The organism is Nocardia salmonicida (assembly GCF_036142455.1).
In the GTDB taxonomy this organism is placed as follows: domain Bacteria; phylum Actinomycetota; class Actinomycetes; order Mycobacteriales; family Mycobacteriaceae; genus Nocardia; species Nocardia salmonicida.
The window spans coordinates 3968539-3981497 of record NZ_CP108014.1 but is presented as its reverse complement, the minus strand read 5'-3'; the positions used below and the strand labels follow the sequence as shown (position 1 = coordinate 3981497).

Here is a 12959-nt window from a genome sequence, read left to right as displayed (position 1 = left end):
GAATGCAGCGGATGAATGCGGCGCAGGCCCGTCGAACGGCGCTGGCCGCGCAGGGCTTCGGCAAGCGAAAGCCGACCAACCCGAAGCGGCGGGCGATCCTCGATGTGGTCGCCAGAACCCGTCTGCTGCAAATAGATTCGGTATCGGCGGTGGTGCGCGCGCATTACGCGCCGGTGTTCAGCCGGATCGGCGCCTACGATCGCAGCCTGCTCGACGGCGCCGCCTGGAGCGACAGCGCGAAGGCTCGGCGGGGGCTGGTGGAGTACTGGGCGCACGAGGCCGCGCTGATCCCGGTCGCCGACTGGCCGTTGATGCGCTGGCGGATGGCGCAGTACCGGCACGGGCGCTGGTCGGGGATGCGCAAGGTCGTCGAACGCAATCCGACACTGGGCAAGGACATTCTCGATGTCGTGACCGAGGTGGGCGCGGCGAGCGCGGGGGAGATCGAACGTCATCTGGAACTGGACAAGCCGCGCCCGAAAGGAACGTGGTGGAACCTGAGCGACACCAAGATGATCTGCGAGCAGCTCTTCGCCGCGGGTGAGCTGTCCACCGCGCGTCGAGTGGGCTTCACCCGGCACTACGACCTCACCGAACGCGTCGTCCCGGCCGACGTGCTCGGCCGCGAGATCGGCGAGGAAGACGCCGTGCGCGAGCTGATCCGTCGCTCCAGCCGCGCCCTCGGTATCGGCACCGAGGCCGACCTGCGCGACTACTACCGCCTGGCCCGTCGACAGAGCGCCCCGGCGATCGCCGACCTGGTCGACGCGGGCGAACTGCTGCCTGTCGACGTCGACGGCTGGGACGCGCCCGCCTACCTGCACCCGGAGGCCGCCACCCCACGCCGGATCACCGGCACCGCGCTGCTGTGCCCGTTCGATCCGCTCATCTTCTTCCGTCCGCGCACCCAGCGGGTCTTCGACTTCCACTACCGGATCGAGATCTACACCCCCGAACCCAAACGGGTGCACGGCTATTACGTCTTCCCGCTACTCGTCGACGGCAAGCTCGTCGGCCGGGTGGATCTGCGCGCCGAACGCGCCACCGGCCGACTGCTCGCCCCCGCTGCGTTCGCCGAGCCCGGCTACGCCACCGCCGAGACGGCCCAGGCATTGCGCGGGGCGCTGCGGGAAATGGCCGACTGGCTCGAACTCGACGAAGTCGTTATCGGCGAACGCGGCGATCTCGCCCCGCTGCTCTGATCGCGACCGCGTCTACCAGCCCTTGCCGCCGTAGCCGCGCATCTGATCCTTCAACGCGCCGCTGACGGCGCCGGAGAGCCAGGAGTTCAGCGACTGGCCGTTCTGCTGGGCCGCCTCCTCCGCGCGCGACTTGAGCTGTTCGACCAATCGCAGGGTCACCCGGCTGATGTCGCCGGTCATCTCCTCGAAAGTCTGGGGTTCCTCCGCCCCGGGCGGGGTGTTCTTGCGCACGTCGGCCTTCGCCTCGGTGCCCTCCAGCCGGACGTGCACGGTGCGGTCACCGAGCTCGGTGCTGATCTCGGCGGCCAGTTCCGACAGCGCCGAGAGCAGTACCAGCCGACTCGAACTCTCCACCGCGGCGGCGAGGGCGGCGGCGGTGGCCTGCGTTTTCTCGTCGCCGAGCGCGGCGGCGGCGATCAGTTCCTCGCGCAACCGCGCGGTATGAGCATTCAGATCCATGACATCAGTGTGACGTCATCTATGACATCATGCAAGGTGGAAAGCGCCCACCGGCCGCCGCTTCGGCCGCTAGGGTGTCGAGACACATCCGGCGACCGGGTAGCCTTTCTGACCATGACGAACGGTGAATCGACGCCAACGGAGCTGCGCGCGTCCGGCACGGTAGGTGTCGCGATGGTGACCCCCTTCAGCGCTGCGGGCAAGCTCGACGTCGATGCCGGTGTCGCACTGGCGGCACACCTGGTCGACCGTGGGGTCGACCTGCTGATCATCTCGGGTACCACCGGCGAGTCGCCGACCACCACCGAAACCGAGAAGGCGGACCTGCTGCGGGCCGTCGTCGACGGCGTCGGCGACCGGGCCACCGTGGTCGCCGGGGCGGGTACCTACGACACCGCGCATTCGATCGAACTGGCGCGTGCCGCCGAGAACGCGGGCGCGCACGGTCTGCTCGTCGTGACGCCGTATTACTCGCGGCCCACACAGGAGGGCCTGATCGCGCATTTCACCGCGGTCGCCGACTCCACCGCGCTGCCGATCACCCTCTACGACATTCCACCGAGGTCGGTGGTGCCTATCGCCATCGACACGATCCGGCGCCTTGCCGAGCATCCCAACATCGTCGCGGTGAAGGATGCCAAGGGCGATCTCGTCTCCGGAGCCGATCTCATCGCGACCACCGATCTGGATTTCTACTCCGGTGACGACGGCCTGAATCTGCCCTGGCTCTCGGTCGGTGCGATCGGATTCATCAGCGTCATCGGCCATCTCGTGCCGGAACGACTGCGCGAGATCCACCAGGCCTACACCACCGGTGACGTGGCCAGGGCGCGAGAGATCAACGCGACACTACTGCCGCTGTACGCGGCCATGACCCGCCTGGGAGGTGTGGCGATGTGTAAGGGAGGACTCCGATTGCTCGGCATCGATGTAGGTGAGCCCCGTTTGCCCCAGCTGATGCCGACGCAGGCACAACTGGAGGAACTGATGCTCGATCTGCAGGCAGCGGGGGTGTCGGCATGACCGAACCCGTAGCCCGTAAGCCCCGTCGCCGTTCGGCATCGCGTGCCGCCGGTGCGCCCGAACCGATACCTGTGGAGAGTGTGCAGGCCGCGGTGAAAGCTCCGGCTATCGCCGAACCGATCGCCGAGGTCGCCGCCGAGGCGAACCTGGCGGGTTCCGCCGAAGCGGGCACCGACCTGCGCGGCGTCGCCGAGGAAGGCGTCACCGCGAAGAAGACCGCGCCGCGCCGTGCCAGGACGAAGCCGGCCACCGAAGCCAAGGGCAAGCAGGCCGAAGCCAAGAGCAAGCCCGCCGCCGAGTCCCGCGGCGGCGGTCGTGGCAGGCAGGGCGGCGGTCGCGGTCGCGGTGCGGCACCGGTCGCCGAGCCGCGCGAGAAGGCCGCCCACGATAAGCTGGGCCCGCCGCCGAAGCTGGCGAAGAACGGTCTCCGCCTGTTCGCACTGGGCGGTATCGGCGAAATCGGCCGCAACATGACCGTGTTCGAATACGGCGGCAAGCTGCTGATCGTCGACTGCGGTGTGCTGTTCCCCGAGGACCAGCAGCCCGGCGTTGACCTGATCCTGCCGGACTTCGGGCCCATCGAGGACCGGATGGCCGACGTCGAGGCCATCGTGCTCACCCACGGCCACGAGGACCACATCGGCGCCGTGCCGTTCCTGCTGCGTCTGCGCCAGGACATCCCGGTGATCGGCGCCAGGTTCACCCTCGCCCTGGTGGCGGCGAAGGCTCGCGAGCACCGCTTGCAGCCCAAGCTGCGCGAGGTCGCCGAGGGCGAGACCACCGTGCACGGCCCGTTCGAGATCGAGTACTTCGCGGTCAACCACTCGATCCCCGACGCGCTGGCGGTCGCGATCCGCACCGGCGCGGGCGTGGTGCTGCACACCGGTGACATCAAGCTCGACCAGCTGCCGCTCGACGGCCGCCTCACCGACCTGGCCGGCTTCTCGCGCCTGGGCGACGAGGGCGTCGACCTGTTCCTGGTCGACTCCACCAACGCCGAGGTCCCCGGCTTCGTGACTCCCGAGCGCGAGATCGGCGGCGTGCTCGACAATGTCATCGGCAAGGCCACCAATCGCGTCATCGTGGCCTCGTTCGCCAGCCACGTGCACCGCATCCAGCAGGTCGTCGACGTCGCGCAGAAGTACAACCGCAAGGTCTGCTTCGTCGGCCGTTCGATGGTGCGCAACATGGAGATCGCGCAGGACCTGGGCTATCTGACGGTGCCCGACAATGTCGTGGTCACCCTCGACCAGGCCGCGAACCTGCCCGGCAACCGCCTGGTGCTGATCTCCACCGGTTCGCAGGGCGAGCCGCTGTCGGCGCTGTCGCGGATGGCGCGCGGCGAGCACCGCCAGATCAACATCCGTGCCGACGACCTGGTGGTACTGGCGTCCTCGCTGATCCCCGGTAACGAGAACTCGGTGTTCGCCGTGGTCAACGGCCTGGCCCGGCTCGGCGCGACCGTGATCACCCAGCAGAACGCGAAGGTGCACGTCTCCGGGCACGCCTCCGCCGGTGAGCTGCTGTACCTGTACAACGCGGTGCGCCCCACCAACGCCATGCCCGTGCACGGCGAATGGCGCCACCTGCGCGCCAACGCCGCACTGGCCGTGGCGACCGGTGTGCCCGAGGAGCGGGTGATGCTGGCCGAGGACGGCGTGGTGGTCGACCTGGTCGACGGCATCGCCTCCATCGTCGGTCGTGTGCCGGTCGGGCACGTCTACGTCGACGGCCTCTCGGTCGGTGACGTCGGCGAGTCCACCCTGTCGGACCGCCTGGTCCTCGGCGAGGGTGGTTTCATCTCGATCACCATCGTCATCGACTCGACCACCGGCAAGGCGGTCAGCACGCCCGAGCTCAACGGGCGCGGCTTCTCCGATGACCGGACCGCGCTCGACGGCGCGAACGAACTGGTCGAGGCGGAGCTGCTGCGTCTGGCAGGTGAAGGCATCACCGACACCCATCGCATCGCCCAGGGCGTGCGCCGGGTGGTGGGCCGCTGGGTCGCCGACGTCTACCGTCGTCGTCCGATGATCGTCCCGACGGTCGTCGCCGTCTGATCGAGAGATCAACAGATCAACGGAAAACCGCTGGGCGACTATGTCGCCCAGCGGTTTTCTTGATATTCGGACGGATTCCGGTTCTCAGGCCTGGCAGGCCGCGGAGTCGAGCTGGGCCGACTTCACGATGTTGCACGCGAACACGTGCGAGACCTTCCAGGAATCGTCCTCGGCGACGAAGTCGACGAAGGCATCCTTCACCGGGGTCCCGTCGATGGTGACATCGGCGTTCGCCTTGAGCTTCCCATCGACGGGGTCGCCGACGGTGGTGATGGCGACCTTGACGTTGTTCTGCTTCGCCGCCTCCACGAACTTGTCGACCAGCATCGGATCCTGGTCGGCGTCCTCGATGTAGGTCTTCTTCTCCTCGCCGGTCAGCTGGCCCGCGAGAGCCTTGGTCAACCGGCTGTTCAGCTCGGCGGCGGTCGGTTTGGGCAGGTTGGGCACCGTGGTGGCCGCGGGCTCGCCGCCCTCTTCCTTGCCGGATTTGGCGCCGCCCGTTTCGAAGGCGCCGCCCTTGCTCGTCGTGGTTCCCGTGCTCGTACCGGTCGAGCCCGCGTCGGAACTGCACGCGCCGAGGCCGACCGCCGCGACGATCGCGACGAGGACAGCGGCGGTTTTCACTGGACGGATATTCACTACAACTCCCATGATCATGGTCGGAACGGGTCGGGCTAGAGCTGGTAGCCGCTGGTGCAGTTCCAGTGCTTGATAGAGGCGTTGCCCGGATTGTTGTTCAGCGCTTCGCGTTTGGCGCCGCCGATCGTCGACGCGGAGCCGTAGCTCCACCAACCGCGCGAGATCGCGATGGCGCCGCAGCCGTTGCGGTAGGACACCTTCACATCGCACCCGCCGCCACCCCCGCCCCGCAGGCAGGCCGCCATGGCGCCCGCCTCGGCATCGGCGTAGCTGCTGTAATCAGTGGCGTACCCGTAGACCCCCGGTCTGACCGACACCGCGATGGCGCCGTAATTGCCCGACTGCGCCTGGGCCGGCGCGATGTGTCCCGCGAACACTGCTGCCGCGGTGGCACCGAGCACGGCCGCGCTGGTGAGCATTCTCTTCACTTGTAGCGTCCCCTTCATCTGCACGGGTCGACGACCCGATAGAGCGCCGTCAACGTATCGAGGGTTATGGCATCCGCGCTAGACCAGCGAGCCCGCGCTCGCCCGAATCAATGGCGATCGACAAGGATTCCGTAAGTTCGGGCCCGCGAAACGCGGTTCCCGGCGAGATTTCCCCGCGCTGACCGGGGCGCTGCGACCTGCGCATCCACCCTGGATCACCCCGGCGAGCGGGGTGGGACCAGTGTTGCGGATGGTCTCGGAGGTGCTCGAGCGGCTAGCCTGAGGTCATGGCAGGTAAGTCCCGCAGCACCACGACCTCTCGTGCGCGGGCGGGATCGACCAGGGGGCAGACGCCGGCGGCGCGGTCTCGTTCGGCGACCCCGCGAGCGACGGCGGCTCCACGTCGGCGCACCACACCCGTGCGCAGGCCGGTCAAACGTGCCTCCGACACCGCTCCGCTGGCTGTGATCAGCCGCGGCATCGGCAGTGGCTGGACCATGCTGGCGCGCGGGGTCGGCGCCACCACGCGCACGCTGAGCCGGGCAGGCGAACTCGACCACGGGCACCGTCGCGACGGCATCGGCCTGGCGCTCATCGCGTTGAGCGCGATCATCGCCGCCGCGATGTGGCTCTCGGCGGGCGGACCGGTCGGCCGTTTCCTCGAAGACGTCGTGCGGGCGATCGCCGGTTCGGCGGCCGTGCTCGCGCCGATTCTGCTGGTCGCGCTCGCAGTGGTGCTGATGCGCACCGAACCGCATCCGGAGATCCGGCCGCGGCTGGTCCTCGGTGGACTGCTCGTGGTGCTGCCCGCGCTGGGTGTGTGGCATCTGGCGGCCGGGTCCCCGACCGACGCGGACGGCCGCTCCACGGCGGCGGGCGCGGTGGGATACGCGATCGGTGGACCGCTCGGCCAGGGCCTCACGCCCTGGCTCGCGCTGCCGATCCTGTTGCTGGCCATGATGTTCGGCGTGTTGTTGCTCACCGGAACCACGGTGCGCGAGGTGCCGACCAAGCTGCGCGAATACTTCGGTCTCGGCGAATACGCCGACGACAGCGACCCCTACGATCCGGCCAACTACGACGCCGACGGATTCCCGGTGCACCGCAACCGAACCCGTCGCCGTGGCGCCGACCCCGACGACAACTACCCGCCCGACGAGTTCGGCGGCTCCGACGCGGTCACCGAGTCGCTGGGCGAACCGCCGCTGCGCGATGCCAAGCCGATCGAGGAACCGCCCGCGCCCGCGCCGAAACCGGCGCGCAAGCGTCCGGTGGCCAAGCCGGTCGACCAGACCCCGCCGCCGCCACCGGCACCGGAGTTCGTCACCGATCGCGTCGTCGACGGCGACTACACGCTGCCCCCGCTGACCCTGCTGCTCGACGGCGATCCGCCCAAGAAGCGCTCGGCGGCCAACGAATCGATGATCGAGGCGATCACCGAGGTGCTGGTGCAGTTCAAGATCGACGCCGCGGTCACCGGCTTCGTGCGCGGCCCGACGGTCACCCGCTACGAGGTGGAACTCGGTCCTGGCGTCAAGGTCGAGAAGATCACCGCACTGGCCCGCAACCTGGCCTACGCCGTCGCCACCGAGAACGTGCGCCTGCTCGCGCCCATCCCCGGCAAATCGGCCGTCGGCATCGAGGTGCCCAACGCCGACCGCGAATTGGTGCGCCTGGCCGACGTGCTGAAGTCGCCGCACACCCGCAACGACCACCATCCGCTGGTGATCGGCCTCGGCAAGAACATCGAGGGCGAGTTCGTCTCGGCGAACCTGGCCAAGATGCCGCACCTGTTGGTGGCCGGTTCCACCGGCTCGGGTAAGTCGAGCTTCGTGAACTCGATGCTGGTCTCGCTGCTGCACCGAGCCACCCCCGAAGAGGTCAGGATGATCCTGATCGACCCGAAGATGGTGGAACTCACGCCCTACGAGGGCATTCCGCACCTGATCACGCCCATCATCACCCAGCCGAAGAAGGCCGCCGCCGCGCTGGCCTGGCTGGTCGAGGAGATGGAACAGCGCTACCAGGACATGCAGGCCAACAAGGTCCGCCACATCGACGACTTCAACAAGAACGTGCGATCGGGCAAGATCACGGCCCCGTTGGGCAGTGAACGCGTCTACCGGCCCTACCCGTACATCCTGGCCATCGTCGACGAGCTCGCCGACCTGATGATGACCGCCCCGCGCGATGTCGAGGACGCGATCGTGCGGATCACCCAGAAGGCGCGCGCCGCCGGTATCCACCTGGTGCTGGCCACCCAGCGTCCCTCGGTGGACGTGGTGACCGGTCTGATCAAGACCAATGTGCCCTCGCGGCTGGCGTTCGCCACCTCCTCGCTCACCGACTCGCGCGTCATCCTGGACCAGCCGGGTGCCGAGAAACTGATCGGCATGGGCGACGGGCTGTTCCTGCCGATGGGGCAGGGCAAGCCGACCCGTCTGCAGGGCGCGTTCATCTCCGACGAGGAGATCCAGGCCGTTGTCGAGTTCAGCAAGACCCAGGCCGAACCCGAGTACCAGGAGGGCGTCACCGCGGCCAAGGCCGGCGAGGTCAAGGACGTCGACCCCGATATCGGCGACGACATGGACGTGTTGCTGCAGGCCGTGGAACTGGTGGTCACCTCGCAGTTCGGGTCCACCTCGATGCTGCAACGCAAGCTGCGGGTCGGCTTCGCCAAGGCGGGTCGGTTGATGGACCTGATGGAGACCCGCGGTGTGGTCGGTCCCAGCGAGGGCTCCAAGGCGCGCGACGTGTTGATCAAGCCCGATGAGCTGGACGGTTTGCTGTGGTCGATTCGTGGCGGCGATCCGGGCGCGTCCGACGACGAGTGACGCCGTTCCCGGTTTGCTCTGACCGTGCCGGAAGCAGGCGGCGACGAACGAGGAGGGACCTGGCACGGCTCGTGGTCATCGAAATGCCCGGAGGTGGATCGGGCGGCGATCGCCTTGTCAGGCGGTGAAGCGGGCGCGCGCGAGGCGGGTACCCGACATCAGGACACCGGGGCAGAGCCGGTGCATCGCGGTTCGGCGCTTGATCTGCGCGGTGGATTCGGTCACGGCTCGCTCCTCTCGGGTCTGTGTTGTCGGGGTGATGCGGTGACGGTAGCAGCGAGCGCGGACGGGGCGATAGGGCTTTTTTCGTGTGCGCGGCATGTGCGCGGCCGCCGATGTGTGTGAAATCATGGCGGGCAATCGTTCTGCAAGCCAACTGAAACGGACAATTCGGGCATGATGGACGGCATGAACTTCATCGATCGGACCACCACATGCAGGTGACCACGCTCGAGTGGGTGATCACCGGGCTGGTGATCCTCGGCCTGTTCGTCTTCGACTTCTACGCCCACGTGCGCACCCCGCACGAGCCCACCTTCAAGGAATCGGGCATCTGGTCAGCCGTCTACATCACGTTGGCGCTGCTGTTCGGCCTCTTCGTCGCCTGGAAGTGGGGCGGCACATTCTCGGGGGAGTACTACGCGGGCTTCGTCACCGAGAAAGCGCTCTCGGTCGACAACCTGTTCATCTTCCTCATCATCATGAGCACCTTCGCCGTGCCCCGGATCTACCAGCAGAAGGTGCTGCTGATCGGCATCGTGCTGGCGCTGGCGATGCGCGGTGTGTTCATCGCGGTCGGCGCGGCCGCCATCAGCGCCTACAGCTGGGTGTTCTACCTGTTCGGCGCGTTCCTGATCTACACCGCGATCAATCTGCTACGCGAGAGCGGGCACGAGGCCGAACACGAGCAGAAACGCGACAGCTACATCGTCTCGCTGGCCAAACGGGTCCTGCCCACCACCGACGAGTACGACGGCGACAAGCTCATCACCCGGATCGACGGCAAACGTGTAGTGACCCCGCTGTTGCTCGCGCTGCTGGCGATCGGTTTCGCCGACCTGCTGTTCGCGCTGGACTCGATTCCGGCGATCTACGGTCTCACCGAAGAGCCGTACCTGGTGTTCACCGCCAACGCCTTCGCGTTGATGGGTCTGCGTCAGCTGTACTTCCTCATCGGTGGGCTGCTCGACCGCCTGGTGTACCTGTCCTACGGCCTGGCCGCGATCCTGGCGTTCATCGGCGTGAAGCTGGTGCTGCACGCGCTGCACGAGAACACGCTGTCGTTCATCAACGGCGGCGAGCACGTGAGCGTCCCGGAGATCTCCACGGCGGTCTCGCTGAGCGTGATCATCGGAATCCTGGTCATCGCGACGGTGGCGAGCTTGCTGCGCACTCGTCACACCAACGCCTGACACGACTCACAACGACACTGCCCGGAACCGCTGGGGTTCCGGGCAGTGTTGTGTGCGCATCGACTATTCGGCGAAGGCGCCCATCACCGGCAGCCACTCGACCACGCGGACGGCATCGATCAGGCCGAGCTTCGCGAACGGGTCGTTGCTCAGCAGATCGGTCAGCGAGGGCTCGTCCTCGGCGCGGAACAGCAGCAGTGCGCCCGTACCGTCGGGGTAGGGGCCGCTACTGAGCACCGTGCCCGCGTCGACCAGAGCGTTCAACCAGCCCCGGTGCTCGGGTCGGTTGGTCGCGCGGTCGGCCGCGGTGGACCCGGAGTAGGTGTAGTGGACAGCGAAGATCGGCACAGTCGATCACTTTCTCGCGATGGATTCTCTAGAGGGTGAGCAGCATGCGGGTGTTGCCGAGGGTGTTGGGCTTGACGAAGCTGAGGTCGAGGAATTCGGCGACACCGGTGTCGTAGGAGCGGCACATCTCCGCGTACACCTCGGCGGTGACGGGCGTGCCGTCGATCTCGACGAACCCGTGCCTGCCGAAGAAGTCCACCTCGAAAGTGAGCACGAACACACGCTGCAACTGCAGTTCGCGGGCGACGGTGACCAGATGCTCGACCACCGCGCCGCCGACGCCGCGGCCCTTGACGACGGGATCCACTGCGACAGTGCGAACTTCGCCCAGATCGGCCCACAGCACGTGCAACGCGCCACAGCCCACGACCTGTCCGTCGAGCTCGGCGACCCAGAATTCCTGCACCGATTCGTACAGCGTGACCAGGTTCTTCTCCAGCAGGATGCGGCCTGCGTACTCGTCGACCAGGCGCTTGATCTCGGGGACATCGGAGGTTCGCGCTCGTCGCACGACCACGCCGGAAACAGGCGCCACAGTGGGCGCGACAGCATGCGCTTCGCTGGTCGGACTGCTCGAGGGTCCCCGTGAGGTCATGGGTGCAGAGTAGTCGGACCGGTTACCGATAGTCTGAACATGTGCCGCACATCCTGTCGTTCCGCTCCTCGCATCGCGCCGGGCTCGACGACCGGATCGCGTGGCGCCGATCGTGCGAGCAAACAGCTCGCGAAACCGTTGGATTTCGGCGCAGTGCCGGTGAGTGCCGAGAGGGCGGGGCATGAGCGTGCGACCCGAAGAGATCGATCGTGGGTCGAGTGCGGCGACACCGATGCACTCGGTGCCGGAGACTCAGGTTCCGCTGCTCAATATCGCCAACGTGTTGACCATCGCGCGCATCGTGCTGGTGCCGCTGTTCGTGCTGGCGCTGTTCGCCGAGGGCGGGCACGACACCCGCTGGCGAGTCATCGCCGCGGCGGTTTTCGGCCTGGCCGCGATCACCGACCGCTTCGACGGGCAACTAGCGCGCAAATACGGGCTGGTCACCGATTTCGGCAAGCTCGCCGACCCCATCGCGGACAAGGCGCTGATCGGATCGGCGCTGATCGGGCTCTCGGTACTGGGCGATCTACCGTGGTGGATCACCGTGGTCGTCGTCGGCCGCGAAATCGGCATCACGCTGCTGCGACTGGTGGTCGTGCGGCGCGGGGTGATCCCGGCGGGGCGGGGCGGCAAGCTGAAGACGCTGGTGCAGTCGGTTGCGATCGCGCTGCTGGTGCTGCCCCTGTCGGGTGTGTTCGCCACCGCGGGCATGTGGCTGATGTATCTGGCCGTGGCGCTGACGGTGATCACCGGCCTGGATTACGTGGGGCAGGCGACCAGAGTGTGGCTGGCGGGTGGACGGTCGCGCTCGTGAGTGATCCGCTCGTCGACGGCGCGCCGGTCGCCGAACTGGTCAGGGCCCTGAACGCGGCGGGGCAGACCGTCGCCACGGCCGAATCGCTCACCGCGGGTCTGCTGGCTGCCACGGTGGCGGGAGTTCCCGGTGCGAGCGCGGTGCTGCGGGGCGGGCTGATCGTCTACGCCACCGACCTCAAGGGTCGCCTGGCCTGCGTCGATGACGACCTCCTTCGGACAGACGGTCCGGTAGCCGCCTCGACCGCCGAACAACTGGCCGTGGGGGCGCGGGAGCAGTGCGGCGCGGACTGGGGTGTCGGATTGACCGGGGTCGCCGGACCCGATTCCCAGGACGGGCATCCCGTCGGCACGGTATACCTCGGGTTGGCCGGTCCACGTCACAGCGAAGTGGTCCGGTTGAAACTGCACGGTGACCGGTGGACGATCAGACTCGGTGCGGTGCACAGTGCGGTGCGTGAGTTGCTTCGCTGTGTCAGTGTGAAGTAGGTCGGTTCGGGAACCACCGGTCCATGCTCGACGTTGTGCCAGAAAGAGGTGAGCACCGCTACGGCGGTGACACGAGGTGGAGGAGAACGAGATGACGCTGCTGCGGGAGGCAATCGGGGACAGTCTGCGGCGTGCGCGTCTCGCCCAGCATCGAACGCTGCGCGAGGTGTCGACCTCGGCGCGCGTGAGCCTCGGCTATCTGTCGGAAGTGGAGCGCGGCCGCAAGGAAGCCTCCAGTGAACTGCTCGCCAGCATCTGCGAGGCACTCGACGTGCCGCTCTCGCGCGTGCTGTGGGACGTGAGCACCCTGATGGCGGGCGCCGACGGCTCCGCGCCGCGCGAACCCGCGCTGACCGGCCCCGCCGCCGAGCGCGAGCCGACCGGGGCCGAGCCCGCCACCCTGCCCGAACCCGCCGCGGGCGAGGCATCTGCCTCCGCGAGCGCGGCGGCCGAGCAGGGCGCGCGCATCGGCATCGCCGAAGACACCCGCATCGTCATCCCGGCCCCCAGGGCCGAGATGCTGGTACTGGTGAAGGGAATGTGACGCGGCGAACCCTGCGCCCGGCGCGCGAGACGCTGCACACCGCTGATGAGAACGGATAGATTCTCATCAGGCGTCGATCGGTCCGGTCATTCCGGTTCGGGTGCCGCATG

General features: G+C 67.7%; 13 protein-coding genes. 8 read left to right on the top strand and 5 right to left on the bottom strand.

Features of this window, described 5'->3' with window-relative positions; all coding sequences use genetic code 11:
* Positions 1 to 2: 2 nt before the first annotated feature.
* Positions 3 to 1202 carry a winged helix-turn-helix domain-containing protein gene (locus OHS03_RS18830; protein ID WP_328655859.1) on the top strand — a complete coding sequence of 400 codons (1200 nt, stop codon included), beginning with the start codon at positions 3 to 5 and terminating at the stop codon, positions 1200 to 1202.
* A gap of 12 nt (positions 1203 to 1214) precedes the next feature.
* Here the strand turns inward: OHS03_RS18830 and OHS03_RS18825 are convergent, their stop codons facing one another.
* Positions 1215 to 1661: a hypothetical protein gene (locus OHS03_RS18825; RefSeq protein ID WP_056811459.1), complete on the bottom strand. Its 447-nt coding sequence runs from the start codon at positions 1659 to 1661 to the stop codon at positions 1215 to 1217.
* A gap of 114 nt (positions 1662 to 1775) precedes the next feature.
* On the opposite strand from OHS03_RS18825, the gene dapA reads away from it, so the two are divergent.
* Together dapA and OHS03_RS18815 are read left to right on the top strand one after the other, a co-directional pair.
* Positions 1776 to 2684: a 4-hydroxy-tetrahydrodipicolinate synthase gene (gene dapA, locus OHS03_RS18820; RefSeq protein WP_056811455.1), complete on the top strand. Its 909-nt coding sequence runs from the start codon at positions 1776 to 1778 to the stop codon at positions 2682 to 2684.
* Complete coding sequence (locus tag OHS03_RS18815; protein ID WP_328655857.1) at positions 2681 to 4744, top strand: RNase J family beta-CASP ribonuclease; 2064 nt, start codon at positions 2681 to 2683, stop codon at positions 4742 to 4744. Before dapA ends, OHS03_RS18815 begins: the two co-directional genes overlap by 4 nt.
* An 84-nt stretch (positions 4745 to 4828) precedes the next feature.
* On the opposite strand, the gene OHS03_RS18810 is transcribed toward OHS03_RS18815, so the two are convergent.
* Positions 4829 to 5383 carry a WKL family lipoprotein gene (locus tag OHS03_RS18810; RefSeq protein ID WP_328655855.1) on the bottom strand — a complete coding sequence of 185 codons (555 nt, stop codon included), beginning with the start codon at positions 5381 to 5383 and terminating at the stop codon, positions 4829 to 4831.
* Positions 5384 to 5418: 35 nt separating this feature from the next.
* Positions 5419 to 5802: a DUF4189 domain-containing protein gene (locus OHS03_RS18805; RefSeq protein ID WP_328664297.1), complete on the bottom strand. Its 384-nt coding sequence runs from the start codon at positions 5800 to 5802 to the stop codon at positions 5419 to 5421.
* Positions 5803 to 6098: 296 nt separating this feature from the next.
* Here OHS03_RS18805 and OHS03_RS18800 point away from each other — a divergent pair, with 296 nt between their 5' ends.
* Positions 6099 to 8645: an FtsK/SpoIIIE family DNA translocase gene (locus OHS03_RS18800; RefSeq protein ID WP_328655853.1), complete on the top strand. Its 2547-nt coding sequence runs from the start codon at positions 6099 to 6101 to the stop codon at positions 8643 to 8645.
* Positions 8646 to 9079: 434 nt separating this feature from the next.
* The gene (locus tag OHS03_RS18795) at positions 9080 to 10057 is read left to right on the top strand and encodes a TerC family protein (protein ID WP_056811441.1); all 978 of its coding nucleotides are present in this window, start codon (positions 9080 to 9082) and stop codon (positions 10055 to 10057) included.
* A 63-nt stretch (positions 10058 to 10120) separates the two neighbouring features.
* Here the strand turns inward: OHS03_RS18795 and OHS03_RS18790 are convergent, their stop codons facing one another.
* Positions 10121 to 10405 carry a YciI family protein gene (locus tag OHS03_RS18790; RefSeq protein ID WP_328655850.1) on the bottom strand — a complete coding sequence of 95 codons (285 nt, stop codon included), beginning with the start codon at positions 10403 to 10405 and terminating at the stop codon, positions 10121 to 10123.
* 28 nt (positions 10406 to 10433) lie between these two features.
* Positions 10434 to 11000 (bottom strand): amino-acid N-acetyltransferase, encoded by a 567-nt coding sequence (locus OHS03_RS18785; protein ID WP_131816631.1) that lies wholly within the window; start codon positions 10998 to 11000, stop codon positions 10434 to 10436.
* Between the two features lie 232 nt (positions 11001 to 11232).
* Here OHS03_RS18785 and pgsA point away from each other — a divergent pair, with 232 nt between their 5' ends.
* The 3 genes from pgsA to OHS03_RS18770 all read left to right on the top strand — a co-directional run bounded on the left by pgsA (position 11233) and on the right by OHS03_RS18770 (position 12849).
* Complete coding sequence (pgsA, locus tag OHS03_RS18780; RefSeq protein ID WP_235569437.1) at positions 11233 to 11817, top strand: CDP-diacylglycerol--glycerol-3-phosphate 3-phosphatidyltransferase; 585 nt, start codon at positions 11233 to 11235, stop codon at positions 11815 to 11817.
* Positions 11814 to 12305, top strand: a complete 492-nt coding sequence (locus tag OHS03_RS18775; protein ID WP_328655847.1) for a CinA family protein — start codon at positions 11814 to 11816, stop codon at positions 12303 to 12305. The genes pgsA and OHS03_RS18775 overlap by 4 nt, the downstream gene beginning before the upstream one ends.
* Positions 12306 to 12396: 91 nt before the next feature.
* Positions 12397 to 12849, top strand: a complete 453-nt coding sequence (locus OHS03_RS18770; RefSeq protein ID WP_328655845.1) for a helix-turn-helix domain-containing protein — start codon at positions 12397 to 12399, stop codon at positions 12847 to 12849.
* Positions 12850 to 12959: the final 110 nt, after the last annotated feature.

Excerpts from the sequence above, each read along its gene's own strand:
- OHS03_RS18805 (WP_328664297.1), bottom strand. The coding sequence starts at position 5,802 with ATGCTCACCAGCGCGGCCGTGCTCGGTGCCACCGCGGCAGCAGTGTTC.
- OHS03_RS18815 (WP_328655857.1), top strand. The coding sequence starts at position 2,681 with ATGACCGAACCCGTAGCCCGTAAGCCCCGTCGCCGTTCGGCATCGCGT.
- dapA (WP_056811455.1), top strand. The coding sequence starts at position 1,776 with ATGACGAACGGTGAATCGACGCCAACGGAGCTGCGCGCGTCCGGCACG.
- OHS03_RS18800 (WP_328655853.1), top strand. The coding sequence starts at position 6,099 with ATGGCAGGTAAGTCCCGCAGCACCACGACCTCTCGTGCGCGGGCGGGA.
- OHS03_RS18825 (WP_056811459.1), bottom strand. The coding sequence starts at position 1,661 with ATGGATCTGAATGCTCATACCGCGCGGTTGCGCGAGGAACTGATCGCC.
- OHS03_RS18785 (WP_131816631.1), bottom strand. The coding sequence starts at position 11,000 with ATGACCTCACGGGGACCCTCGAGCAGTCCGACCAGCGAAGCGCATGCT.
- OHS03_RS18795 (WP_056811441.1), top strand. The coding sequence starts at position 9,080 with ATGCAGGTGACCACGCTCGAGTGGGTGATCACCGGGCTGGTGATCCTC.
- OHS03_RS18770 (WP_328655845.1), top strand. The coding sequence starts at position 12,397 with ATGACGCTGCTGCGGGAGGCAATCGGGGACAGTCTGCGGCGTGCGCGT.
- OHS03_RS18830 (WP_328655859.1), top strand. The coding sequence starts at position 3 with ATGCAGCGGATGAATGCGGCGCAGGCCCGTCGAACGGCGCTGGCCGCG.
- pgsA (WP_235569437.1), top strand. The coding sequence starts at position 11,233 with ATGCACTCGGTGCCGGAGACTCAGGTTCCGCTGCTCAATATCGCCAAC.